The organism is Actinomadura bangladeshensis, assembly GCF_004348335.1.
Lineage (GTDB): Bacteria > Actinomycetota > Actinomycetes > Streptosporangiales > Streptosporangiaceae > Spirillospora > Spirillospora bangladeshensis.
This window is the reverse complement of the sequence record NZ_SMJW01000014.1, coordinates 15,700-38,219: the sequence shown is the minus strand read 5'-3', so window position 1 is coordinate 38,219 and position 22,520 is coordinate 15,700. Positions and strand designations below refer to the sequence as shown.

21 protein-coding genes are annotated in these 22,520 nt (G+C 72.6%); 5 read left to right on the top strand and 16 right to left on the bottom strand.

The genetic code is table 11. The annotated features are described in order from the left end of the window. Window positions 1-7 precede the first annotated feature (7 nt). From E1284_RS05050 to E1284_RS05030, 5 genes are all read right to left on the bottom strand, one after another. Window positions 8-778, bottom strand: coding sequence for a MerR family transcriptional regulator (locus tag E1284_RS05050; protein WP_131937548.1), 771 nt, complete (start codon window positions 776-778; stop codon window positions 8-10). A gap of 35 nt (window positions 779-813) precedes the next feature. After that, the gene (locus E1284_RS05045) at window positions 814-1,605 is read right to left on the bottom strand and encodes a Dyp-type peroxidase (RefSeq protein WP_279433023.1); all 792 of its coding nucleotides are present in this window, start codon (window positions 1,603-1,605) and stop codon (window positions 814-816) included. 10 nt (window positions 1,606-1,615) lie between these two features. Further along, window positions 1,616-1,882, bottom strand: a complete 267-nt coding sequence (locus E1284_RS05040) for a hypothetical protein (RefSeq protein ID WP_131937546.1) — start codon at window positions 1,880-1,882, stop codon at window positions 1,616-1,618. A 38-nt stretch (window positions 1,883-1,920) separates the two neighbouring features. Further along, complete coding sequence (locus E1284_RS05035) at window positions 1,921-3,789, bottom strand: chloride channel protein (protein WP_243714258.1); 1,869 nt, start codon at window positions 3,787-3,789, stop codon at window positions 1,921-1,923. An 89-nt stretch (window positions 3,790-3,878) separates the two neighbouring features. Beyond that, a complete protein-coding gene (locus E1284_RS05030) occupies window positions 3,879-4,307 on the bottom strand; it encodes a MerR family transcriptional regulator (protein ID WP_131937542.1) in 429 nt (142 codons plus the stop codon). Window positions 4,308-4,488: 181 nt separating this feature from the next. Here E1284_RS05030 and E1284_RS05025 point away from each other — a divergent pair, with 181 nt between their 5' ends. The 3 genes from E1284_RS05025 to E1284_RS05015 all read left to right on the top strand — a co-directional run bounded on the left by E1284_RS05025 (window position 4,489) and on the right by E1284_RS05015 (window position 8,791). Next, a complete protein-coding gene (locus tag E1284_RS05025; RefSeq protein WP_279433021.1) occupies window positions 4,489-6,096 on the top strand; it encodes a peptide chain release factor 3 in 1,608 nt (535 codons plus the stop codon). A 296-nt stretch (window positions 6,097-6,392) separates the two neighbouring features. Further along, on the top strand, window positions 6,393-6,986 hold the full coding sequence (locus E1284_RS05020) for a SigE family RNA polymerase sigma factor (RefSeq protein ID WP_131937540.1): 594 nt from the start codon (window positions 6,393-6,395) through the stop codon (window positions 6,984-6,986). Further along, window positions 6,983-8,791, top strand: a complete 1,809-nt coding sequence (locus E1284_RS05015) for a rhamnogalacturonan lyase (protein ID WP_131937538.1) — start codon at window positions 6,983-6,985, stop codon at window positions 8,789-8,791. Before E1284_RS05020 ends, E1284_RS05015 begins: the two co-directional genes overlap by 4 nt. 95 nt (window positions 8,792-8,886) lie before the next feature. Here the strand turns inward: E1284_RS05015 and E1284_RS05010 are convergent, their stop codons facing one another. The 3 genes from E1284_RS05010 to E1284_RS05000 all read right to left on the bottom strand — a co-directional run bounded on the left by E1284_RS05010 (window position 8,887) and on the right by E1284_RS05000 (window position 11,805). Then, window positions 8,887-10,032, bottom strand: coding sequence for an NDMA-dependent alcohol dehydrogenase (locus E1284_RS05010; RefSeq protein ID WP_131937536.1), 1,146 nt, complete (start codon window positions 10,030-10,032; stop codon window positions 8,887-8,889). Window positions 10,033-10,231: 199 nt separating this feature from the next. Next, a complete protein-coding gene (locus tag E1284_RS05005; RefSeq protein WP_131937534.1) occupies window positions 10,232-10,798 on the bottom strand; it encodes a hypothetical protein in 567 nt (188 codons plus the stop codon). Further along, complete coding sequence (locus E1284_RS05000; RefSeq protein WP_165965129.1) at window positions 10,795-11,805, bottom strand: PH domain-containing protein; 1,011 nt, start codon at window positions 11,803-11,805, stop codon at window positions 10,795-10,797. The genes E1284_RS05005 and E1284_RS05000 overlap by 4 nt, the downstream gene beginning before the upstream one ends. Window positions 11,806-11,891: 86 nt before the next feature. Between E1284_RS05000 and E1284_RS04995 the strand changes: the two genes are divergently transcribed. Both E1284_RS04995 and E1284_RS04990 read left to right on the top strand, forming a co-directional pair. Next, entirely contained in the window at window positions 11,892-12,551 is a 660-nt protein-coding gene (locus E1284_RS04995) for a phosphatase PAP2 family protein (protein WP_243714257.1), read from the top strand. Window positions 12,552-12,576: 25 nt separating this feature from the next. Further along, entirely contained in the window at window positions 12,577-13,659 is a 1,083-nt protein-coding gene (locus tag E1284_RS04990) for a winged helix DNA-binding domain-containing protein (RefSeq protein WP_131937528.1), read from the top strand. Window positions 13,660-13,754: 95 nt separating this feature from the next. On the opposite strand, the gene E1284_RS04985 is transcribed toward E1284_RS04990, so the two are convergent. Genes E1284_RS04985 through E1284_RS04950 form a run of 8 tightly spaced genes read right to left on the bottom strand, consistent with a single transcriptional unit; the run spans window position 13,755 to window position 22,466 of the window. Further along, entirely contained in the window at window positions 13,755-15,221 is a 1,467-nt protein-coding gene (locus E1284_RS04985) for a benzaldehyde dehydrogenase (protein WP_131937526.1), read from the bottom strand. Window positions 15,222-15,247: 26 nt separating this feature from the next. Then, window positions 15,248-16,363: an NAD(P)-dependent alcohol dehydrogenase gene (locus E1284_RS04980; protein WP_131937524.1), complete on the bottom strand. Its 1,116-nt coding sequence runs from the start codon at window positions 16,361-16,363 to the stop codon at window positions 15,248-15,250. Beyond that, window positions 16,360-17,694: an amidase gene (locus E1284_RS04975; RefSeq protein WP_131937522.1), complete on the bottom strand. Its 1,335-nt coding sequence runs from the start codon at window positions 17,692-17,694 to the stop codon at window positions 16,360-16,362. Before E1284_RS04975 ends, E1284_RS04980 begins: the two co-directional genes overlap by 4 nt. Beyond that, entirely contained in the window at window positions 17,681-18,712 is a 1,032-nt protein-coding gene (locus tag E1284_RS04970) for a branched-chain amino acid ABC transporter permease (protein WP_131937520.1), read from the bottom strand. Before E1284_RS04970 ends, E1284_RS04975 begins: the two co-directional genes overlap by 14 nt. Then, complete coding sequence (locus tag E1284_RS04965; protein ID WP_131937518.1) at window positions 18,709-19,575, bottom strand: branched-chain amino acid ABC transporter permease; 867 nt, start codon at window positions 19,573-19,575, stop codon at window positions 18,709-18,711. The genes E1284_RS04970 and E1284_RS04965 overlap by 4 nt, the downstream gene beginning before the upstream one ends. Window position 19,576: 1 nt before the next feature. Further along, complete coding sequence (locus E1284_RS04960; RefSeq protein ID WP_131937516.1) at window positions 19,577-20,350, bottom strand: ABC transporter ATP-binding protein; 774 nt, start codon at window positions 20,348-20,350, stop codon at window positions 19,577-19,579. After that, on the bottom strand, window positions 20,347-21,168 hold the full coding sequence (locus E1284_RS04955; protein WP_131937514.1) for an ABC transporter ATP-binding protein: 822 nt from the start codon (window positions 21,166-21,168) through the stop codon (window positions 20,347-20,349). Before E1284_RS04955 ends, E1284_RS04960 begins: the two co-directional genes overlap by 4 nt. Continuing rightward, window positions 21,168-22,466, bottom strand: coding sequence for an ABC transporter substrate-binding protein (locus E1284_RS04950; protein ID WP_165965128.1), 1,299 nt, complete (start codon window positions 22,464-22,466; stop codon window positions 21,168-21,170). The genes E1284_RS04955 and E1284_RS04950 overlap by 1 nt, the downstream gene beginning before the upstream one ends. Between the last annotated feature and the right edge of the window lie 54 nt (window positions 22,467-22,520).

Below are 22,520 nucleotides of genomic sequence, written 5' to 3'. Positions count from 1 at the left end.
TCCTAGATCACGGGGCGAACAGGTCGTCGATCAGGCCGGCGGCGTCCGCTGGGGCGCGGACCTCCAGATGAACGACGTCACCATCGAAGCAGAGCCGGAAGTCGAAGAACGGGCAGCACCGCTGCTCGGCCGCGGCCAGCTCGGCGACCGCTCCGGCCTTGGCGGCGGGCAGCGTGACTCGTACGCCGCCGTCGATCTCCAGCGGCCGGGCGCCGTGGGCGAGCGTCCGCCATTCGGCGATGCGCTCGGCCATGCCGTCTCCGGAGAGCGAGCAGACGATCGCCTGTTCCCCGGCCTTCTCGGGACCGGGCGCCGCGCCGCATCCGCAACCATCCAGCTCGGCCGTGTCCGCGTGTTGCTCGGCGCGGGGCGGGCCGTCCGGGAAGCCGCATTCGGCGTCGCAGGGGACCGTCCGGTCGGGGAGTTCGTCCAGGTGGCGGAGGACGTCGTGCAGTGACCGGGTGAACGCCTCCGTCTCCGCGAGGCGCCGCTCGGACTCGTCCAGGCGGGCGGCCACGCGGGGGCGCAGGTCGGCCTTCACGTCCGCGCAGGCCCCGGACTCCCAGACGGCGAGCAGTTCCCCGATCTCGTCCAGGGGGAGGCCGAGGTGCTTGGCCGAGCCGATGAACGCGAGCCTGGCGACCGCGTCCTCCCCGTACGCCCGGTAGCCGGACGGGGTGCGGTCCGCGGTCAGCAGGCCCGCGCTCTCGTAGTACCGCAGCGTCGTCGCCGGGACGCCGCTGCGCTCGGCGAGCTGTGAGATCCGCATCGTGCTCATACTTGCGACGGTAAACCTTCGACCCGGCTCGAAGGTCAAGCCTCCAGGAGCGATTGTCCGACGTAGCCGCCGGAGTCGGCGCCGCCGGGGACGGCGAAGATCGCGCTGGACTCGTGCCGCGGGAAGCGGGTGAGGCCGTCCGCGCCGTCGAGCTTGCGCTGCACCTGGATGAAGCCGGTCGTCGGGTCGGCCTGCCAGGCGACGAACAGCAGGCCGGCGTCCGGCGCGCCGTCCGGGCGCAGGCCGTCGTGGTAGGAGAAGCCGCGGCGCAGCATCGTCGCGCCGCCGTTGGACGACGGCGCGGCCACCCGGACGTGGGCGTCGCCGGCGATGGCGAGCGCCCCGTCCGGGCCGACCGCGCCGAGGTTCGGCGGCGTCGTCTCCGTCCCGCCGGACAGCGGGGCGCCGTCGGACTTGCGGCGGCCGATGATCCGCTCTTGGCGGGCGAGGGGCAGCCGGTCCCAGCTGTCGAGCAGCATCCGGATGCGCCGGACGACCGCGTACGAGCCGCCGTTCATCCACGCGTGCGGGCCGGTCGTGTCCGCGACGAAGATCTCGGCGTCGTACTCGGACGGGTCCGGGTTGCCGGTGCCGTCGATCTGTCCCATCAGGTTGCGGCCGGTCCGGGGACGGTCGGTCGCACCCCGCGCCCGGTTGAAGCCGCTCATCATCCAGCGGACTTCCGCCGTGCCTGCCGCGGCCTTCTGGAGCATGCGCAATGCGTGCACGGCCACCAGGGGGTCGTCGGCGCCGATCTGCACCCACAGGTCGCCGTCGCTGCGCGAGCGGTCGAGGGCGTCGGCGGGGAACGGCGGCATCTCCACCAGGGCGTCCGGCTCAAGCCATCGCCACGCCGGGCGGACCGCGCCGGATCACGGCATGGTCCAGCAGCGGGGACTCGCCCCGTCCGGCCTCGTTCTCGAAACGGCGGCGCACCAGAACGCGCACCTCAGGCGGGCGGTGCGCGGCGGGACGCAGGAAGACGGCGGCGAAGAGCGCGCCCGCCGTCCGCCGCGACGCCCGCACGATCCGCCACAGGGCGTCCTCGCCGCGGTGCAGCACCCGGCCGAGCAGGAACGCGGCGGCGAGGTGCACGGCGAACATGCCCGGCCCCGGCATCACCTGGACGCCGCATGCCGCCGTCAGCGCGCATCCTCTCGTTCGCGGCGTCCGGAGCCATCTACTACGAACCGTAGTACACCTTTGGACGCCACCGGATCCGCCCCCTGCCCGCCCTCGGCCGGGACGTGCAGCGCCCGCAGCACGGACTGATGCGTGATCCAGCCCGCCAGGACGGTGCGCTCGGCGTCCAGGACAGGCAGCCCGGACCCGCCGGCGGCCGTCAGGACGTGCAACGCGTCCGACAGCGGCATGTCGATGGTGAGCGGCGCCGGCATCTCCGCCAAGTCCCCCGCGCTCGGCGGGACCGTCTGCCGCCCCGCCTCCGCGTCGGCGAGGGCCTCGGCGGCGGCCCGCGCGGTGATGACGCCCTGGTAGGCGCCCTGCTCGTCGAGCACCGGCAGCGCCCCATGCTCGGACAGGACGAGCGGCTGCGCCGCCGCCGCCACCGACAGCGCCCCGGAGAGCGGCGCGGGCACCGGCTCCATCACACTGGCGACACGCCTGGTCAGGCGCGGGTCGGTGGGCGGCGCGTCCAGGTCTATGCCGCGGCGGCGGAGCTTCACGGTGTAGACGGTGCCGGCCGACAGGTGCCGGCTCGCCAGGGCGGCCACCACGATCGCGGTCATCATCGGCAGGATGATGGAGTACTCGCCGGTCAGCTCGAAGAGGATCACCACCGCGGTGATCGGGGCCCGGGCGGCGCCCGCGAACACCGCGCCCATGCCGACCAGCCCGTACGCGCCCGGCGAGGACGTGAGCGACGGCGCGACCTGGTGGACGCCCGCGCCGAACGCGCTGCCGAGCATCGCGCCCATGAACAGGCTCGGTGCGAACACCCCGCCGGAACCGCCGATCCCGATGGTCAGGCTGGTGGCGAGGATCTTGGCGCCCAGCAGCAGGAGCAGGAACCCGATCGCGTACCCGCCGTCCACGGCCTTCTCCAGTGCGGGGTACCCGACGCCGTACATCTGCGGGACGGCCAGCAGCAGCCCGCCGAGCAGCAACCCCCCGGCGGCCGGGCGCAGCCACTCGGGCCCGCGCCAGATGCGGTCGCATGCGTCCTCCACCGTGTAGAGGACGCGCGTGAACCCCACTCCGACCAGGGCGCCGGCCAGCCCGAGAACGGCGAAGAGGGCGTACTCGGCGGGATGGTCCATGTGGAAGTCCGGCAGCTGCATGAACGAGCCCGAGCCGAACGCGGCCCGTCCGATGACGCTGGCCGTGACGCTCGCCAGCACCACCACGCCGAAGGACTCGACGGTGAAGTCGCGGAGGATCAGCTCCATCGCGAAGAACACGCCGGCCAGCGGCGCGTTGAAGGTCGCCGCGATGCCGCCGGCCGCGCCGCACGCGACGAGGATGCGCAGCCGGGCCTCTGTCAGCCGCACGACCCGGCCCAGCGTCGAGCCCAGCGCCGCGCCGATCTGCACGATCGGACCCTCGCGTCCCACCGAGCCGCCCGAGCCGATGGTCAGCGCGGACGCGAGCGACTTGACCAGCGCGACCTGCGCGCCGATGCGCCCGCCGCGCTGTGCGACGGCCAGCATGACCTCCGGGACGCCGTGCCCGCGCGCCTCGGGCGCGAACCGGTGCACCAGCGGCCCGTACACCAGCCCCGCGACGACCGGCACGGCCAGCACGAAGAACGGCCCCGCCCAGGCGAGGTGCGGGTTGGCGGCGTGCCCGGCCGCGGAGTAGTCCGCGTGCCCGGTGAACAGGTGCGTGAACAGCCTGATGAGCTCCCGGAACACGACGGCCCCGGCGCCGGCCCCGCACCCGGCGACCAGCGCGAGCAGGATGAGGCCCCACTGCGTCTCCCGGACCCGCGCCATGATCCCGCGCGCCCGGCGCTCGACCGGTATCACCGCGTCCGGCGAGGCACCACCCACCAGGCCCCTCTCCTCGCACATTCAACCCGAACCAACTATTGCAGTATGCAACACTCTGGATGCGCGGCGCCGTGGCAGGAACGGTGCTCTCAGGAACGGTCCTCGCGGGGACGGTCCTCGCGGGGACGGTGCACGCGCAGCTCCGTGGTGAGTTCGGCGGAGAACTGCTCGGCGTCCGACAGGCGGGCCCGGATCTTCGCGCAGCGTTCCTCGACCAGCGAGCGGTAGACGGCGAGCCGTTCGGCGAGGTCGGCGCGGAGGGTCTCGTCCGTACCGGCCGACCGTAGCCGGTCGAGGACGGTCAGCAGGTCGCGCATCTCTTCGAGGGTGAAGTCGAGCGGCTTCATCCGCTTGATGACCAGGAGGCGCGCCACGTCGTCGTCGGTGTAAAGGCGGAAGCCGCCCTGGGAACGCGCGGTGGGGAGGGCGAGGCCGACCTCCTCGTAGTGGCGGATGGTGCGCAGGCTGAGCCCCGTCCGGTCGGCGACCTCGCCGATCTGCATGTGCCTGCCGTCCATCGGGCTCCTCCTCACGCCACCGGCGCGTCCTGCCGGGGCGGACGATCCACAATGTCGGTCAAGCTTGCCATCTCCTGTTCCGGTGGCCGCCCGGCCGGTGAACATGCCTCCGGCCGGCCGCGCGCACAGTACTCTAACGTAAGGGTAGATTCGAGCGTCGGAACGAACGGGAAGGGGAGCGGTGAGCGGCGGAACGGGCACGCCGGAGGACGTCGCGGCCGAGGCGGCACGCCGCCGGACGTTCGCGATGATCAGCCATCCGGACGCGGGGAAGTCGACGCTGACCGAGGCGCTCGCCCTGCACGCGGCGGCGATCGAGCAGGCGGGCGCCGTGCACGGCAAGGCGGGGCGCGGCGGCGTCCGGTCCGACTGGATGGACATCGAACGCTCCCGCGGCATCTCGATCACGTCCTCGGTGCTGCGCTTCGAGTTCGGCGGCGCACTGCTGAACCTGCTCGACACCCCCGGCCACGCCGACTTCTCCGAGGACACCTACCGGGTGCTCGCGGCCGTCGACGGCGCCGTCATGCTGCTGGACTCGGCCAAGGGCCTGGAGGCCCAGACGCTGAAGCTGTTCGACGTGTGCCGGCACCGCCGCATCCCGGTGCTCACGTTCGTCAACAAGTGGGACCGGCCCGGACGCGAGCCCCTCGAACTGCTGGACGAGGTCGAGCAGCGCATCGGGCTGCGTCCCGCCCCGCTGACCTGGCCGGTCGGCGCCGCGGGCGACTTCCGCGGCCTCATCGACCGGGCCACCGGCACGTTCACCCGGTTCCGCCGCACCCCCGGCGGCGCGACCCGCGCCATCGAGGAGCGGGTGCCCGCCGAGCAGGCGGCGCGGGAGGAGGGCGACGCCTGGCGGACCGCCCTCGAAGAACTGGAACTGCTCGACGAGATCGGCGCCGTCCTCGACATGGACGCCTTCCACGCCGGGGTGTGCACGCCCGTCCTGTTCGGGGCGGCGCTGCCCAACTTCGGCGTCGGCGCGCTGCTGGAGACCGTGCGGCGGCTGGCGCCCGCCCCGTCCGCGCGCGCCGACACGGGCGGGACCGAGCGTCCGGTGGCGGCACCGTTCTCCGGCCAGGTCTTCAAGGTGCAGGCGGGCATGGACCGGGCGCACCGCGACCGGCTCGCGTTCATCCGGGTGTGCTCGGGCCGGTTCGAGCGCGGCATGACCCTCGTCCACGCCTCCACGGGACGCCCGCTGGCGACGAAGTACGCGCAGACGATGTTCGGCCGCGACCGCTCGACGCTGGACGCGGCCTACCCCGGCGACGTGATCGGGCTGCCGAACACGTCCGGCCTGACCGTCGGCGACACCCTCTACACCAAGACCCCGGTGGAGTTCCCGCCCATCCCCGCGTTCGCGCCCGAGCACTTCATGGTGGCGCGCGCCAAGGACAACGGCCGCGCCAAGCAGTTCCGGCGCGGCATCGAGCAGCTCGGCGGCGAGGGCGTCGTGCAGGTGCTGCGCAGCGACCTGCGCGGCGACCAGGCCCCGGTCCTCGCCGCGGTCGGCCCCCTGCAGTTCGAGGTCGTCGCCGCCCGCATGGACACCGAGTTCGGCGCCCCGATCGAACTGACCCGCCTCGACTACTCGACCGCCCGGATCACCGACAAGGAATCCGCCGAGGAACTGACCGGCCGCCGCGGCGCCGAGGTCCTGTCCCGCCCCCTGGACGGCTCCCTGGTAGCGGTCTTCACCGACAAATGGCGCCTACGCGCCCTCGAACGAGAACACCCCGGCCTGACCCTGACCCCCATGCTCGCCGCCGGCGTCCAAGACTGACCCTGCCCAGGAAGAGAACACCCCCGGCCCGGACGTCGACCGCGCCACCGCCTCGTTGACCTGCGGCGTGTTGTTGCTTTCGACGCGCTCATAACAACAACACGCCGCAGGTCAACGCACGAGCCCCGGCCCCGTGCGGTTGGCGCGTGGTGGTTGTGGAAGGGGCGTTGACGGGGGGCGTGTGCGTTCCTACTTTTTGTGAAAGCGCTTTCTGTGCGGGCCGGGGCCGAGAGGAGGGGCGGTGGACGTGTTCGGGTGGGGCGGTCGCCGGGTCTTGGTGTGTTCTCGTGGGCCCAGTGTCTAGGGGTGGCCACGCGAACCCCGAAGCGGGTTGGGAACTCTCTCATGTCGAGTTCCAGGGGTTCTTCCGGCGGCATCACCGGGAGTTGGCGCGGCTGGCGTTCGTCATGCTCGGCGACTCGGACGGTGCGGATGATCTGGCGGCGGACGTCATGGCGGCGGCCTGGCGGCGATGGGATCGGGTCCGGGCCGCCGACCAGCCGCTCGCCTATGTGCGGCGGATGGTCGTCAACATGTCGCGGAGCCGGATCCGGGTCCTTGTGCGGGAGCGCGACCGGGTCGAGCGGATGGGCGCCGGTTCCGACGAGCACCTGTACGGGCCGGACGTCCCGGCGATCGTGGACGTCCGCGCGGCGCTGCTGCGGCTGCCGCAGCGCAAGCGTGCCTGCGTGGTTCTGCGGTTGGCGTTCGACCTGTCGGAGAAGGAGACGGCCCAGGTCCTCGGCATCGCGGTCGGCACGGTCAAGAGCCAGACCGCCAAGGGCGTCGCCGAGTTGACGCGGCTGCTCGCGGTCGAGCGGCAACCTTCCGGGCCCCGCCGGGCGACTAGGGGTAAAGCCCCCCGCCAACTCCCGAGGGAGTCCCCGTGAGACGCATCCCCCTGCTCCGGCACCTGCTGCCCCTGGCCGTCGCCGCGGCGGTCGCCACCGTGCCCGTGACGGCGAGCGCCGCGGCCGCCCGCCAGGTGGAGGACCTCGACCGCGGGCTGATCAGCGTCCGCTCCGGCGACGGCAACTACGTCGGCTGGCGGCTGCTCGGCACCGACCCGGCCGGCACGACGTTCGCCCTCTACCGCGGGTCGTCGCGGATCGCCACGGTCACCGGCTCGACCAACTACTGGGACCAGGGCGCGCCGGCCGGCGCCTCGTACACGGTCCGGCCGATCGTGAACGGGAGCGAAGGGGCGGCGTCCGAGGCGTCGCTGCGCTTCGGCGACGGGTATCTGGACGTGCCGATCCAGCGGCCCGGGTCCGACTACAGCGCCAATGACGCGAGCGTGGGCGACCTGGACGGCGACGGGCGCCTGGAGATCGTCCTCAAATGGGACCCGTCCAACTCCAAGGACAACTCGCAGAGCGGCTACACCAGCGACGTCTTCGTGGACGCCTACCGGCTGGACGGCACGCGCCTGTGGCGGATCGACCTGGGGCGCAACATCCGCGCCGGGCAGCACTACACCCAGTTCCAGGTGTACGACTACGACGGCGACGGCCGCGCCGAGGTCGCCATGAAGACCGCGGACGCCACGGTCGACGGCACCGGCCGGGTCATCGGCAACGCCGGTGCCGACTACCGCAACTCGAGCGGGTACGTCCTCAGCGGCCCCGAGTACCTCACCATGTTCGACGGGCGGACCGGCGCCGCGATGCAGACCGTCGACTACGTGCCGCCGCGCGGCAGCGTCTCGTCCTGGGGCGACTCGTACGGCAACCGCGTCGACCGGTTCCTCGCCGGCACCGCCTACCTGGACGGCTCCCGGCCCAGCCTGATCATGGCCCGCGGCTACTACACCCGGACCGTCATCGCCGCCTGGGACTGGCGGGACGGGCACTTCACCCGCCGCTGGACGTTCGACACCAACAGCTCCACCAACACCGGCCGGGGCTTCGACGGCCAGGGGTCGCACAGCCTGTCCGTCGGCGACATCGACCAGGACGGCCGCGACGAGATCGTCTACGGCGCGATGGCGGTGGACGACAACGGCTACGGCATGTGGACGACCCGCACCGGCCACGGCGACGCCCAGCACCTCGGCGACTTCGACCCGGCGCGTCCCGGGCTGGAGTACTTCAAGGTCAGCGAGTCGTCCAGCCAGCCGTCGTCGCTCTACATCGATCCGCACAACGGGCAGGTGCTGTGGCAGACGTCCGCGTGCTGCGACAACGGGCGCGGCGTCGCCGGGGACATCTGGAACGGGCGCCTCGGCGCCGAGTTCTGGTCGTCGGGCGTCTCCGAGCTGCGCAGCGTCACCGGCAACAACGCCGGCCGCAAGCCGTCGTCCACGAACTTCCTCGTGTGGTGGGACGCCGACCCGGTGCGCGAACTGCTGGACGGGACCCACATCGACAAGTACGGGCCGTCCGGCGACACCCGGCTGCTGACGGCCTCGGGCGTCCACTCGAACAACGGCACCAAGGCCGTCCCGTCGCTGAGCGGCGACCTGTTCGGCGACTGGCGCGAGGAGGTCATCTGGCCCACGAGCGACGACACGCGGCTCCGCATCTATACGACCCGGGACGTCACCGACCGGAAGATCTACACGCTCCTGCACGACACCCAGTACCGGACGGCCCTGGCCTGGCAGAACACCGCCTACAACCAGCCGCCGCACCCGAGCTTCTTCCTGGGCGACCGCATGGCGACCCCGCCCCAGCCGCAGATCTACGTGCGGTGAAAGGGCGTAGCCTCCGGAGGTGAACCCCGCCGAGCGGGCCGGGAGAGCCCACCCCGCTCTCCCGGCCCGGGCGCCGGCCGGACGACTCCGGCCGGTCAGTACTTGATCACTCCGCGGATGTTCTTGCCGTCCCGCATGTCCTGGTAGCCCTTGTTGACCTCGTCCAGGGTGTAGGTGCTGGTGACGAGCTCGTCCAGCTTGAGCTTGCCCTCGTCGTAGAGGCGCAGCAGGCGCGGGATGTCGCGGCGCGGGTTGGCGTTGCCGAAGATGCAGCCGACCAGTTCCTTGCGCTGCATCGCCAGGTCGAACAGGCTGAGCTTGACGTCCTCCTGGGCGACGGGCGCGACGGCGGTGACGACGCCGCGGCCGCCCTTGCCGACCATGCCCATCATCGGGCCGATGAGGTCGCCGGTCGCGACGCCGGTGGTGAGGATGACCTTGTCCGCGTTCGCGCCCCAGGTGAGCTCGGCGAGCTGGGCGGCCGCCTCCTCGATGGACGCGGCGCCGTGGGTGGCGCCGAACTCGGTGGCCTTCTCCCGCTTCCAGTCGACCGGGTCGACGGCGAAGATGTGCCGCGCGCCCGCCGCCGCGGCGCCCTGCACCGCGTTCATGCCGATGCCGCCGATGCCGATCACCACGACGGTCTCGCCCGGCTGGACGTCGGCGACGTTGACGGCCGCGCCCCACCCGGTGGTGACGCCGCAGCCGACGAGCGCGGCCTTGTCCAGCGGGATCCAGTCGTCGATCTTGATGGCGGACGCCTCGTTGACGACGGTGTAGGGGGAGAAGGTCCCGGTGCAGCACATGATGCCCAGGTCCTTGCCGCTCTTGGAGTGGTGGCGGGCGGTCATGTCGCCGATCTGCTTGCCGGCCAGCAGTACCGCGCCCAGGTCGCAGATGTGCTGGCGGCCCATCGCGCAGGACGGGCAGCGGCCGCACGCCGGGATGAACGACAGGACGACGTGGTCGCCCTCCTTGAGCGTGGTCACGCCGGGGCCGACCTCGACGACCTCGCCGGCGCCCTCGTGGCCGCCGATGACCGGGAACTGCTCCCATCCCATCAGCGTGGCGATCTCGGGGTCGAGCACCATGTCCCCGGTGACCAGGTGCTCGTCGGAGTGGCACAGCCCCGAGGCCGCCAGCTTGACCTTGATCTCACCGGCCTTCGGATCGTCGAGTTCGATGTCCTCGATGCTCCAGTCGGTGTGCGGTTCCCACAGAATCGCCGCTCGTGTTTGCACTGGTGCCTCCTGATGGGACATACGGCAGCCGTTGGTCCCCTCTGCTTACTAGAACTCCGTTCGGCGCGCCAGATGCAGCGGCATGTTGATCAAGCTTTTCGGTGCCGGGCGCGGGTGCTCGGGGGTGGTCGACCGGATCGCGGAGATGCCCCGCAACCCGTCCGGTAAGACGCTCAAGCGGCAGTTGCGCGACCCGCAGTTACCGGCCCTTGGGAGGCAGCACCTTCAGGAGTTCGACGGCGGCTTCCTTGGCCTTGGCGGCGACGTCCGTGCTCTTGCCGGGCAGGCGGTAGGTGACCTCGGCGACGAGGACGCCGTCGAGGACGACGACGTGCGCCTCGGTGTAGTCGGACCCGTGCTCGACGCTGACCGCGCTCATGTCACCGAGGCCCGCCGGCTCGCCGCCATCGGTCTGACCGATGTAGAACTCCCGCGCCTTGGAGGACTCCTTTTCGGGGGTCAGCGTCCCGGAAGGACGAAAGGCGCTCACCCCCAGTTCGGTGCGTTCGTCGCCACCGACCCAGTCGCACCGCACCTGTCCGTAGAAGTAGGCCTCCAGCTTGGGGGCGCGCGCCTTCGGCACCAGTTCCGCGGCCTTCGGGGACGGGAACCAGGCGCACAGGTCCACCAGCGGTGTCCGCGGCGGGACCTGCTCGTCGTCGTCCGATCCGAGAGCGGCCTTGACCGTCAGGAACGGTGCCCACAGGAAGGCCGACAGCAGCAGCATTCCCATGAGCAGCCCGCTCTCGCGCCTGTTCAGCCTCATCCCAGCTTCTCCGTCATCGCGCGCAGGACATCGCCGACCTGCCGCTCGGCCTCGTCGGCGGAGGCCGCCTTCCGGCTGTGGAGCGCGACCATCACCTGGTAGCCCTTCACGTTCGCTCTCCCTTGAGCGGTGTAGCCCCAGCCGTCCGGCCAGGCCGCGGTGTAGGCGTCGCCGTCCCGCAGCGGCTTCGGTGCACGTCCGGCGGACCGCATCGCCTTCAGCGACTCCCGGTAGGACCGCTCCGATTCGGACGGCAGGCGGGCGACGATGTGGAAGTCGATCCACGTGCCGTTCTCCGCGGTCGAATCGGTGCTCCAGCGGCAGGCCGCCGGGTTGTCGAAACCGTGGACGCCGCCGTCCGGCAGCACGCGGGCGACGGCCTCCCGGGGGATCTGGTCGCAGGCGACGACGGCGGCGGGGGATCTCGTGCTCCCGACCGCCGCGGACATCCACGTCACCAGCCCGATCACGCTGACGACGGGAAGCGCGATCGCCGCGACTAGCACCCAGGCGCGCAACCGGCGCCAGGGGAGAGGGACCCGGTCGACCGCCGGCAGCCGTCCGCCGCAGGCCGCCAGGTGCCGCTGCTGCAGGTACGCGACCGCCTCGTGCAGGTGCCGGCCCGCCGGGTGCCGGAGGACCATCCGGGCCCCGTCGGTCAACTGGAGCACGGCGAACGTCCGGCGTCCTCGCTTCTGGACGTCGACCCGCGCGATCGCCGTCCACGGCACGAACTGCCGCCGCAGCTGGTAGGAGAACGCCGTGTGGCACCGGATGCCGTCGTGACCGACCGCGGTCGGCGGCCGGACCCGCCCGAGGATTCCGGCGACCGCGAGCGGGACGAGCGGTGACGCCGACACCAACGGGATCAGGAGGACGACGGGCGCGAGCAGGACGTACGCCACCACGCCCCCGGCCAGGAGGAGGGCGAGGACGGCCCATGCCCAGCGTCGTGCCGTCCCCGGCCCGAACTCGACCGGTCCGCCGCCGGCCTCCACCCCATGCATGATCGCCATTATGGCCATGCGTTACGCGGGCCGCCCGCCGGATCGGGCAGGATTGAGGGATGCGGGAGCCTCGGACAGGGGGCGGGGTGCTCCCTGCCCGTAAGCGGCCGTACGCGCTGGCGCTCGCCGCCGCGCTCGTCACGGCGGCGGTGACGGCGGACGTGCTGGTCGGCGGCGCGCTGCGGCATCTCGACGGCCGCGTCTTCGTCGGCGGCCTGCCGCCGCGCAGCGGTGCCTGGCATGTCGGCTGGCGGACGATCGTGAACGGTGGCCAGTACTGGCTGGTCGGTTCGATCACGGCCGTCGTCTCCGTCGTCGTTGCCAGGCGGCGCCGCAGCACGGGTCTGCTGATCCGTGCGGGGGTGTGGCTCGTGGCCAGCGAACTCATCATTCGCGGGGCGCAGATCGTCCTCGCGCGGACGCCGCCGCGCACCGGCCAGGACACGTTCTTCACCGACGGGTACCTGTCATATCCGTCGGGCCATGCCGCCAACGCCGCCGCCTGCCTGCTGTTCATCGCGGCGGTGACCGGCGCGTCCCGCCGCTGGACGGCCGCCGCCCATGCCGTGGCGGTCGCCGTCGGGACCGCGACCGTCGTCCTCGGCTACCACTGGCCGACCGACGCCGTCGCCGGCTGGGGGCTCGGCGCGCTCCTGGCCTGCGCCGGCCGAGCCCTCGTCGTGCCGCGTCCCGCGAACGAACCGGCGACCGGCGCCCTGCGCGGGCGAGAAGCGGACAGGATCTGACCGCTTCTTCTGCGACGGTGAATGCATGACCGTTCTGGACGACCGAGCGCTCAACCGAGCCGCCCTCGCCCGGCAGTTCCTGCTCGAACGCGCCGACGTACCGGTGCTGGACGCCGTCGCCCACCTCGGCGGACTGCAGGCGCAGGAACCGCAGGAGCCGTTCATCGGCCTGTGGTCACGGCTGCGCGCGTTCGACCCGGCCGCGCTCTCCGATCTCCTGACCGATCGGCACGTGGTGCGGACGCAGCTCATGCGCCGCACCATCCACCTGGTGACCGCCGCCGACGCGCTCGCCTGGCGCGCGCGCCACGATGCCATGCTGCGCCAGCGGGTCCTCGGGGTCTATCGCCGCGAGTTGGACGGCGTGGACCTGGACGAGCTCGCCGCGGCGGGTCGCGCACTAGTGGCCGACGGCCGTCCCCGCACGACGGCCGAGCTCGTCCAGGGGCTCCGCGAACGCTGGCCCGCCGTGGGGCCGCGGGCGCTGGGCGAGATGCTGGGCGCCGTGGTCCCGATGGTGCAGGCGCCGCCGCGCGGCCTGTGGCGGACCAAAGCCGGAGTGCGCCACGTCCTGCTCCCCGCCTGGCTGGGCCGGGAGATCGACCCGCTGCCCTCGGACGATTCCGACCCGGTCGGCCAGAAGCTGGTCCGGCGCTACCTCGCCGCGTTCGGCCCCGCCGCCTCGTCCGACCTGCGCGCCTGGTGCGGCCTCGCCGGCCTGCCGGCCGCGGTCGCCGCGGTGCGCGGCGAACTGGTCGCGTTCCGGGACGAGCGCGGCCGCGAACTGCTCGACCTCCCGGGCGCCCCCCGCCCGGACCCGGACACACCGGCCCCGGTGCGCTTCCTGCCGGCGTTCGACAACGCGATCCTCGGCTACCACGACCGCGGCCGCATCATCGACGACGCCCACCGCGGCCTCTCGGTCGCCGGGGAACGCGTGGTCCTGGTCGACGGCCGCGTCGCCGCCACCTGGACCGTCGACACCGGCACCGTCGTCATCACCCCGCTGCACGACCTCCCGAAACCCGCCCGAACCGAGCTGACCGAGGAGGCAGAACGCCTGGCGGCGTTCCTCCTCGACGACGGCTCCCGGGTGAAACTCGCCTAGCGCGCCCCCCACCGGATGCGTTGACCTGCGGCGTGTTGTTGTTATGAGCGCGTCGAAAACAACAACACGCCGCAGGTCAACGAGGGGGCGGTCGGTTAGAGGGGGTACTGGGCGGGTTCGCCGCGCATGGTGATCCAGCGGGTTTCGGTGAAGGCTTCGATGTTCGCGGCGGCGCCGCCGAAGCGGGAGCCGGTGCCGGACGCCCCCACGCCGCCGAACGGGGCGTTGGCCTCGTCGTTCACGGTCTGGTCGTTGATGTGGACGATCCCGGTCGGGATCTGCTCGGCGACGGCGAGGCCGCGCATCACGTCCCGGGTCACGATGCCGAGCGACAGGCCGTAGTCGGTCGCGCCCGCCAGCTCCACCGCCTCCTCGACGGAGGACACGCGGGTGACCGGGGCGACCGGGCCGAAGACCTCTTCGGCGAACGCGGGCGCGGTCAGCGGGATGTCGGCCAGCACCGTCGGACGGTAGAACAGCTCCTCGTAGGTGCCGCCGGACGCGAGCTTGGCGCCCTGGTCGACGCTCTCGGTGACCATGCCGTGGATCCTGTCGCGCTGGCCGGCGTCGATGACGGGGCCGAGCGCGACCTCGCCGGCGGCCGGGTCGCCGACCGAGAGCGCACCGGCCTTGGCGGCGAGGCGTTCCACGAAGTCGTCGTAGAGGCGGTCGGCGACCAGGTGGCGGCCGGCGGTCATGCAGACCTGGCCCTGGTGGAAGAACGAGCCCCAGGTCGCGAGGTTCACCGCCGCGTCCACGTCGGCGTCGTCCAGGATGAGCAGGGCGGAGTTGCCGCCGAGCTCCAGGTGGGCGCGCTTGAGGTGGCGGCCGGCCAGCTCGCCGATGCGGCGGCCGACCGGGGTGGAGCCGGTGAAGGAGATGACCCGCACGTTCGGGTCGGTGATCAGCGCCTCGCCGACGTCCGCGCCGCCGGGCAGCATCTGCAGGACGCCCGGCGGCAGTCCGGCCTCCTCGAAGACCCGCGCCATCAGCGTGCCGCCGGTGACGGCGGTGCGCGGGTCGGGCTTGAGCAGGACGGCGTTGCCGAGCGCGAGCGCCGGGGCGACCGAGCGGATGCCGAGGATGATCGGCACGTTGAACGGCGAGATCACCGCGACCACGCCGGCCGGCATGCGCCGCGCCATGGACAGCCGCGGCTCCTCCGACGGCAGGATCTCGCCGATCGCGCGGGCCGGCAGGCCGGCCGCCCCGTAGCATTCCTCCGCCGCGACGTGCACGGCGAACCCGGCCATGCCGGGGACCGTGCCGACCTCGCGGACGTTCCAGCCGATGATCTCCTCGGCGTGCTGCTGCCACAGGTCGCCGGCCTTGCGCAGCACGGCGGCGCGGGCGGTGTGCGGCAGCGCCGCCCACTCCCGCTGCGCCTTGGCGGCGCTCGCGGCGGCCTCGGCGACGTCCTGCGCGGTCGCCTGCCCCATCCGGCCGAGCTCGGCTCCGGTCGCGGGCTCGACCACGGCGTAATCGCCGCCGCCGTGCGCCGCCGTCCACGCACCGTTCTTGAAGATGTTGCCCTGCCAGTCGACGCTGTCGAGCAGTCCCACGGCGGTTCCTCCTTCTTCTTGGTGTGTCAGTGCTTCATGCGGAGCACCGGTTTGAGCACCTCGCCGCTGCGGCTGTCCGCCAGGGCGCTGTCGATGTCGGCCGGCTCGTAGAAGCGGACGAGGCGGTCGAACGGGAAGCGGCCCTGCCGGTGCAGCTCGACCAGGGCGCCGATGAGGACGTCGCTGCGGCCGCTGCCGCCGAGCGTCCCGACGACGCGCTTGCCCCACAGCGTGGTCAGGTGGTCGAGGGAGAACTCGGCGCCGGCGGGCGCGCCGCCGATGAGCACGCAGGTGCCGAGCATGCCGACGCTGTCGGCGGCCTGCCGCACCACGTCGATCACGCCGGTGCACTCCAGCGCGTAGTCGGCCGGGCCGCCGCAGATCCGCTGGATCTCCGCGACCGGGTCGGTCTCCCCGGCGTCGATCGCGTGGGTCGCGCCGAACTCGGCGGCCAGCGCGAGCCGGGACGCGTGCCGGTCCACGGCGATGATCGTCGTGGCGGGCGACAGCCGGGCGGCCATGACGGCGGCCAGCCCGACCGCGCCGACGCCGTAGACGACCAGGCTCGATCCGGTGCGCGGCCGGAGCGTGTTGAACACCGCCCCGGCGCCGGTGGAGATGCCGCAGGCCAGCGGGCCGAGCAGCTCCAGCGGCGCGGTGGCGGGCACCACGACGAGTGAGTCCGCCCAGGTCAGCGCGTACGTCGAGAACGAGGACTGGCCGAAGAAGTGGCTGTGCACGGGCGAGCCGTCCGGGCGGCGCAGCGCGCTCTGCCCGGCGCGCGGGCCGAGCAGCCGGCCGCCGCCGGCCAGCGCCTCGTCGAGGCGGGCGCAGTAGCGGGGCTCGCCGTCGCGGCAGTTGCGGCACGTCCCGCAGGACGGCCAGCCGATGACGACGTGGTCGCCCGGCCGGACGGAGGCCACCCCGTCGCCGACCGCCTCGACCACGCCCGCGCCCTCGTGGCCGAGCACGCTCGGGAACGGCATCGGCAGGTCGCCGTGGCGGGTGATCTCGTCGGTGTGGCAGATCCCGGTGGCGACGACCCGCACCAGCGCCTCACCGGGGCCGGGCTCGTCGAGCTCGAGGTCCTCGATGCGGAACGGCCCGCCGAGTTCGTCGACGACGGCGGCGGTCACTCTCATACGGGGCTCCTTTCGGCGAAGGCGGGACGGGGCAGCGGCGGGGTCAGCCGCTCGACGAGCCGGGCCGCGGCCAGGACGGTGCCGTCGCCTCCGGCGGCCCCGGCGAGCTGGAGCCCGACGGGCAGGCCGTCCGCGAGGACGATCGGCACCGAGACGGCGGGCAGCCCGGCGGCGTTGAACAGCGAGGTCAGCCGGGTCAGCACGAACTCGATGGGCCACTCCCGGCCGCCGACCTCGAAGGTCATCGCGCCGATCGGCGGGGCCGTGATCGGCACGGTGGCGCCGGCGAGCACGTCGTAGGCGCCGAGCGCCCGCTCCATGAACGCCGTCATCCGGGCGATCGCGGCCTCGTCCTGTTCGGCCTGCCCGGCGGTGCGCGGCGCCATGCGCATCAGTTCGGCGATGTCGGGGCCGAACAGGCCGGGGTCGCGCTCGAACGCGTCGCGGTGGAAGGCGCCGGCCTCGGCGACGATCCGGTTCAGGACGGCCTCCGGCATGCGCGGCTCGTCCGGGACGACGACGTCCTCGACGTGTACGCCGTGCATTTCGAGCCGGGCGCGCGCGTCCGCGAGGGCCGAGCGCACCTCGGGGGCCAGCACCGCCTCGAACCAGCCGACGAGCCACCCCACGCGCGGCCTCGCGGCGGGGCCGTCCGAAGGCGACCCGGTGAGCGCGGACGCGAGCAGCGCGGCGTCGTCCACCGATCCCGCGAGGACGCCGAGGTGGTCCAGGGACGGTGCCAGCGGCAGCACCCCGTCGAGCGGGACGCGGCCGCGGGACGGCTTGAACCCGACGCAGCCGCTGAGCGCGGCCGGGATACGCACGCTCCCGGCGGTGTCGGAACCGACCGCCCCCAGGCTGCTGCCGGCGACGACCGACGCCGCCGACCCGCCCGAGGAGCCGCCGGGGATGCGTCCCCGCCGGTACGGGTTGTGGGTCGGGCCGAAGAACGCGCTGTCGGTGCGTCCGCCCCAGGCCAGCTCGTGGGTGGTGTGCTTGCCGAGGATCACGCAGCCCGCCTCGCGCAGCAGCCGCACGGCCTCCGCGTCCCGCGCCGGGACGTGGTCGGTGAACCGCGGCGACCCGTAGGCGGTGCGGACGCCGGCCGTGTCGATCAGGTCCTTGATCCCGACCGGGACGCCGTGCAGCGGGCCGCGCTCGGCGGCCTCTGCCAGTTCGGCGGCCCGCGCACGGGCCTCGTCCGCCGTGACGGTCGCGTAGGCGTGCACGTGCGGCTCGGTGGCCTCGACCGCGGCCAGCATCCGCTCCGTCAGCTCGACCGGCGACAGCCGTCCGGCGGCGAGGGCGGCGGCCGATTCACTGAGCGACATCGGGCCTCCGCACGTGGTAGCCGACGGGGAACAGGCTCAATCCGGTCCTTCCGCGGACCAGGCCCCACAACCCGCCCGGAAGCCACAATGCCACCGCCATGCCGATGGCGCCCAGCACGACCAGGTACCAGGACCCGTAGTCGGCGAGCAGCTCCTGCAGGCCGAAGAAGATGATCGCGCCGAGCAGCGGGCCCTCGACGAACCCGATCCCGCCGATCACCACGATGAAGATCATGTACGCCGACCACTGCACGCTGAAGATCGAGTCGGGGTTGACGCTGAGCGAGCTGACCGTGATCACGGCCCCGGCCGCGCCGCACCCGGCCGCCGAGACCAGGTAGACGAGCAGCTTGGCGCGCCGCACGTCGATGCCCGCCGAGCCGGCCGCGGTCTCCTCGTCCCGCACCGCCATCAGCGACAGGCCGAGCCGGCCGCGCAGCAGCAGGTAGCAGCCGGCGATCGTGCACAGCGCCAGCGCGAGCGCCACCCAGTACGTCAGGGCGCCGCGCAGCGTCTGGTCGATGCCGGACAGGCCGGTCAGCCCCTTGCCGCTGCCGCCGCCGAGGCTGTCGACCCGCACCACCAGCAGCCGGTACACCTCGGCGATGACCCACGTCCCGACGGCGAAGTAGTCGCCGCGCAGCCGGAACGCAAGCCACGAGGTCGGCAGGGCGAACAGCACGCACGTCAGCGCGGCCAGCGGGACGGCGAGGTAGGGCTGCACGCCCAGGTCGGCGAGCGCGATCAGGCTGTAGGCGCCGATGCCGATGTACGCCTGCTGCCCCACCGACACGAGGCCGCCGAACCCCGCGAGCAGGTTCCACATGCTCGCGAGCGCGATCAGCACGAACAGGTTGACCATCGTGTCGGTGACCGAGCTGAACACGAGGAACGGCAGGGCCACGAGGACGACCGTCCCCACCGCCATCCCGGCGGCCGACAGCTTCGAGGACCGGGCCGCCCGGTTCACCCGCAGCGCGCCCGCCGCACGGGCCGCCACCATCTCGGAGATCGTCATGCGGTCCGTCCCGTGAGAAGGCCCTGCGGCCGGAAGGCCAGCACGGCGAGGAAGACGAGGTGGCCGGCGAGCAGCGTCAGCGCGGGGTCGATCTGCGCGCCGAGCGACTGCGTGATGCCGAGGACCATGCCGCCGATCAGCGTCCCCCACAGGGAGCCGAGCCCGCCGATGACGACCGCCTCGAACGCGAAGATCAGCCGCGACGGGCCGATCGCCGGGTCGAACGAGGACCGGATGGCGAACATCAGCCCGGCGAGCGCGACGGTCGCGAACGCGATCGCGGTCGCGATGCCGTACACGTGCCTGCTGTCGGCGCCCATCAGGCTCGCGGTCTCCTGGTCGTCGGACGAGGCGCGCAGCATCCGCCCGAGCCCGGTCCGCGACAGGAACACCTGGATGCCGATCAGCGCGCCGCAGGCCAGCAGGAACGTCGCCGCCGACAGGTAGCCGATCGAGATCGAGTCGGTGACCTTGAACGATCCGGTGGCGAAGGAGCCGCCGTCGAGGGTGCGGGTGTCGGCGGAGAAGACCTCCAGCAGGACGTTCTGCAGCACGATCGACAGCCCGAACGTGACGAGCAGGGTCGCGAGCGGCCCGGCGCCGAGGCTGCGCTGCAGCAGCACCCGCTGGGTCAGGTAGCCGAGCAGCGCGAACAGCGGGACGGTCACCACCAGCACGATCCACAGCGGCAGCCCCGTCCCGCTGACCATGGCCAGCGCGAGGAACGCCGCGACGACGCCGAGGTCGCCGTGCGCCAGGTTGACGATCCGCATGACGCCGAACATCAGCGACAGGCCCGCCGCGAACAGCGCGTAGAGGCCGCCGAGCAGCACTCCTTGGATGACGGCGTTGAGCCAGCCCATATCAGTCGTGTCCTTCCTGGCCGGCGAGCGCCGCTCCCGTGTCGGTGTCGGTGTCGGTGCTCGCGTCCGTGCCGGCGCCGATGCCGAAGTAGGCGTGCTCGACCTGCTCCGCCGTCAGGTCGGCGGGCCGTCCCCGCAGCACCGACCGGCCTTCGAGCAGGCAGTGCACGTGGTCGGCGACCCGCATGGCCTGCGAGACGTCCTGCTCGACGATCAGCGCGGTGGTGCCGGCGCCCACGATGTCCGGGAGGATCTCGTAGATCCGGCGGACGATGACCGGGGCGAGGCCGAGCGACAGCTCGTCGATGAGCAGCAGGTCCGGGTTGGACAGCAGCGCACGGCCGATGGCCACCGCCTGCTGCTCGCCGCCCGACAGCTGGGACGCGTTCTGCCCGCGCCGGTCGGCCATCCACGGGAACAGCTCGTGGACGGCGGCGACCGTCCACGGCCCGGGGCGCTTGCGGTAGGCGCCCGCGAGCAGGTTCTCCTCCACGGTGAGGGAGTGGAACAGCCGCCGCCCCTCCGGGACGAGGGCGACGCCCGCCGCCACCCGCTTGTGCGCGGGCAGCCGCGTGATGTCGCGGCCGTCGAGCCGGACGGAGCCCGACGTCGGCAGGTTCAGCCCGGCGAGGGCGCGCAGCAGCGTCGACTTGCCCGCGCCGTTCGCCCCGATGATCGCCAGGACCTCGCCCTTCGCGACGTCCAGGCTGAGCGCGTCCACCGCGCGCAGCTGGCCGTGGTGGACGGTGAGGTCGCGGACCGACAGCAGCGTCACGAGCCCTCGCCCCCTTCCTCGCCGGGCAGGCCGGTGTCCTCGCCGGGCAGGCCGGTGTCCTCGTCGGGCAGGCCGGTCTCGGGGCCGCCGCCCAGGTACAGCTCGCGCACCTTCGCGTCGGCCAGCACGTCCATCGGCGCGCCGTCGGCGACGAGGTCGCCGCCCGCCAGGCACACCATCCGGCCGACGGTCTTCACCAGCGCGTGGACGACGTGCTCGATCCAGACGATGCCGAGGCCGCCCGCGTGCAGGTCCTTGATGATCTCGACGAGCTCCAGCACCTCCGGCTCGGTCAGCCCGCCGGCGACCTCGTCCAGCAGCAGCAGCCGCGGGTCGGTGGCGAGGCCGCGGGCCACCTCCAGCCGCTTGCGCTGGAGCAGGGTGAGCCGCCCGCCCGGGGTGTTGGCGAGGTCGGCGAGACCGGTGCGCTCCAGCACCTCCATGGCGTGCTCCTGCGCCTTCCGGCCCTTGAGCCCCGCGCCCTGGTACGCGCAGACCAGCACGTTCTCGAACGCGGTGAGGTCCTCGAACGGGCGCGGCACCTGGTAGGTGCGGCCGACGCCGGCGCGGGTGCGGGCGTGCGGCGGGACGCCGGTGACGTCCCGTCCGCCGAACCGCACCGCGCCGGCGTCCGGGCGCAGGTCGCCCGAGATCATCGCGAACAGGCTGGACTTGCCGGCCCCGTTCGGCCCGACGATCCCGAGCGCCTCGCCCGGCTCGACGCGCAGCGTCAGGTCCTTGGCGACGGTCACCCGGCCGAAGCTCTTGGTGATCCCGTCGAGGTGGAGAAGCGGCTCTGCGGCCGGTTGCCGGGTCATCACGCGTTGGTGGGCTTGAGGTCGCCGCCGATCGGGACGTCCTTGTTGGCCGAGTTGTCGACGATGACGACGTCCCAGGGGAACTTGTCACCCTTGCGCCACTGGCCGCCGACCGGGTGCTGGATCGCGATGCCGGGCTGCGGGCCGGCGGTGAAGTCGAGCTTCCCGCTCATGCACTCGATCTTCATGGTGCGCAGCTTCGAGGCGACCTCGTCGCGGTCCTTCGGGTCGCTCGCGTCCTTGAACGCCTGCACGGCGATCTCGAACAGCGAGTACACCGAGCCGAGCGCCTGCGTCCACTGCTTGCCGGTGGAGGCGGCGAAGTCGTCGGCGAGCTGCTTGGCGCTCCGGCCGTCCAGGACCGACTTGTACGGGTGCGCCGGGCTCCACCAGAAGTCGGTGGCGATGTTGTCGGTGAGCTGCCCGAGCGCCTCGGCCTCGGACGGGAACAGCATGACCTTGGCGACCGTCGCCAGCTTCGGCTTGAAGCCCTGCTGCCGGGACTGCTTCCAGAACGTCTGGAAGTCGGGCGGGATCGGCGTGCAGGTGAACAGCTCGGCGCCCGAGTCCTTGAACTTCGCGATCTGCGCGGTGAAGTCGGTCGCGCCGTTCTGGTAGGCGCCGCCGTCGACCGGGTTGTAGCCGGCCTTCTTCATCATCGGGCCGAGGCCTTGGCGGAAGGCGTTGGCGTCGGTGTCGTTGGGCCACAGCGACGCGACGTTCTTGTTGGAGACGTCCATGCGCTCCCACATGGGGAAGAAGCAGTCAGCGAACTCCTGCATGCCGAAGAAGAACAGCGTCGTGTACTTGAAGCCCTCGCCGTCCTTGCCGTTGCGGCCGTGGAACCACGCCTCCCAGGGGGCGATCGTGGTGACGTTCGGGATGCCGTTGGCCTCGCACTGGTCGGCGACGGGGTTGGTGGTGTCCGGGGTGGACGAGCCGACGATCAGGTCGACCTTGTCGCTGTTGATGAGCTCCCGGGTGACCTCGGTGGCGCGGTTGGAGTTGGACTGGGTGTCCTTGACGACGATCTCGATCCGGCGCTTCTTGCCGCCGGAGGTGAAGCCGCCCTTCAGCGCGTTCTGGATCTGCTGGACGACGAAGTTGTCGGCGGTGGCGAACCCGGCGAGCGGGCCCGTCTGCGGGCTGACGTAGCCGATCTTGAGGACGTCCGAGGACGAGCCGCCGGTGCCCTTCAGCCCGCCGCACGCGCTCAGCAGCGGCGCGCCGCCGCCGAGGATCGCGGCCGTCTTGAGGAAGGAACGGCGGTTCACACCGCGTGCCGAGATCTCGCTCACGCTGAACTCCTTGTCGCCGCGGCGTTCGCACGGCAGGGGCCGACCCGTCCTCGG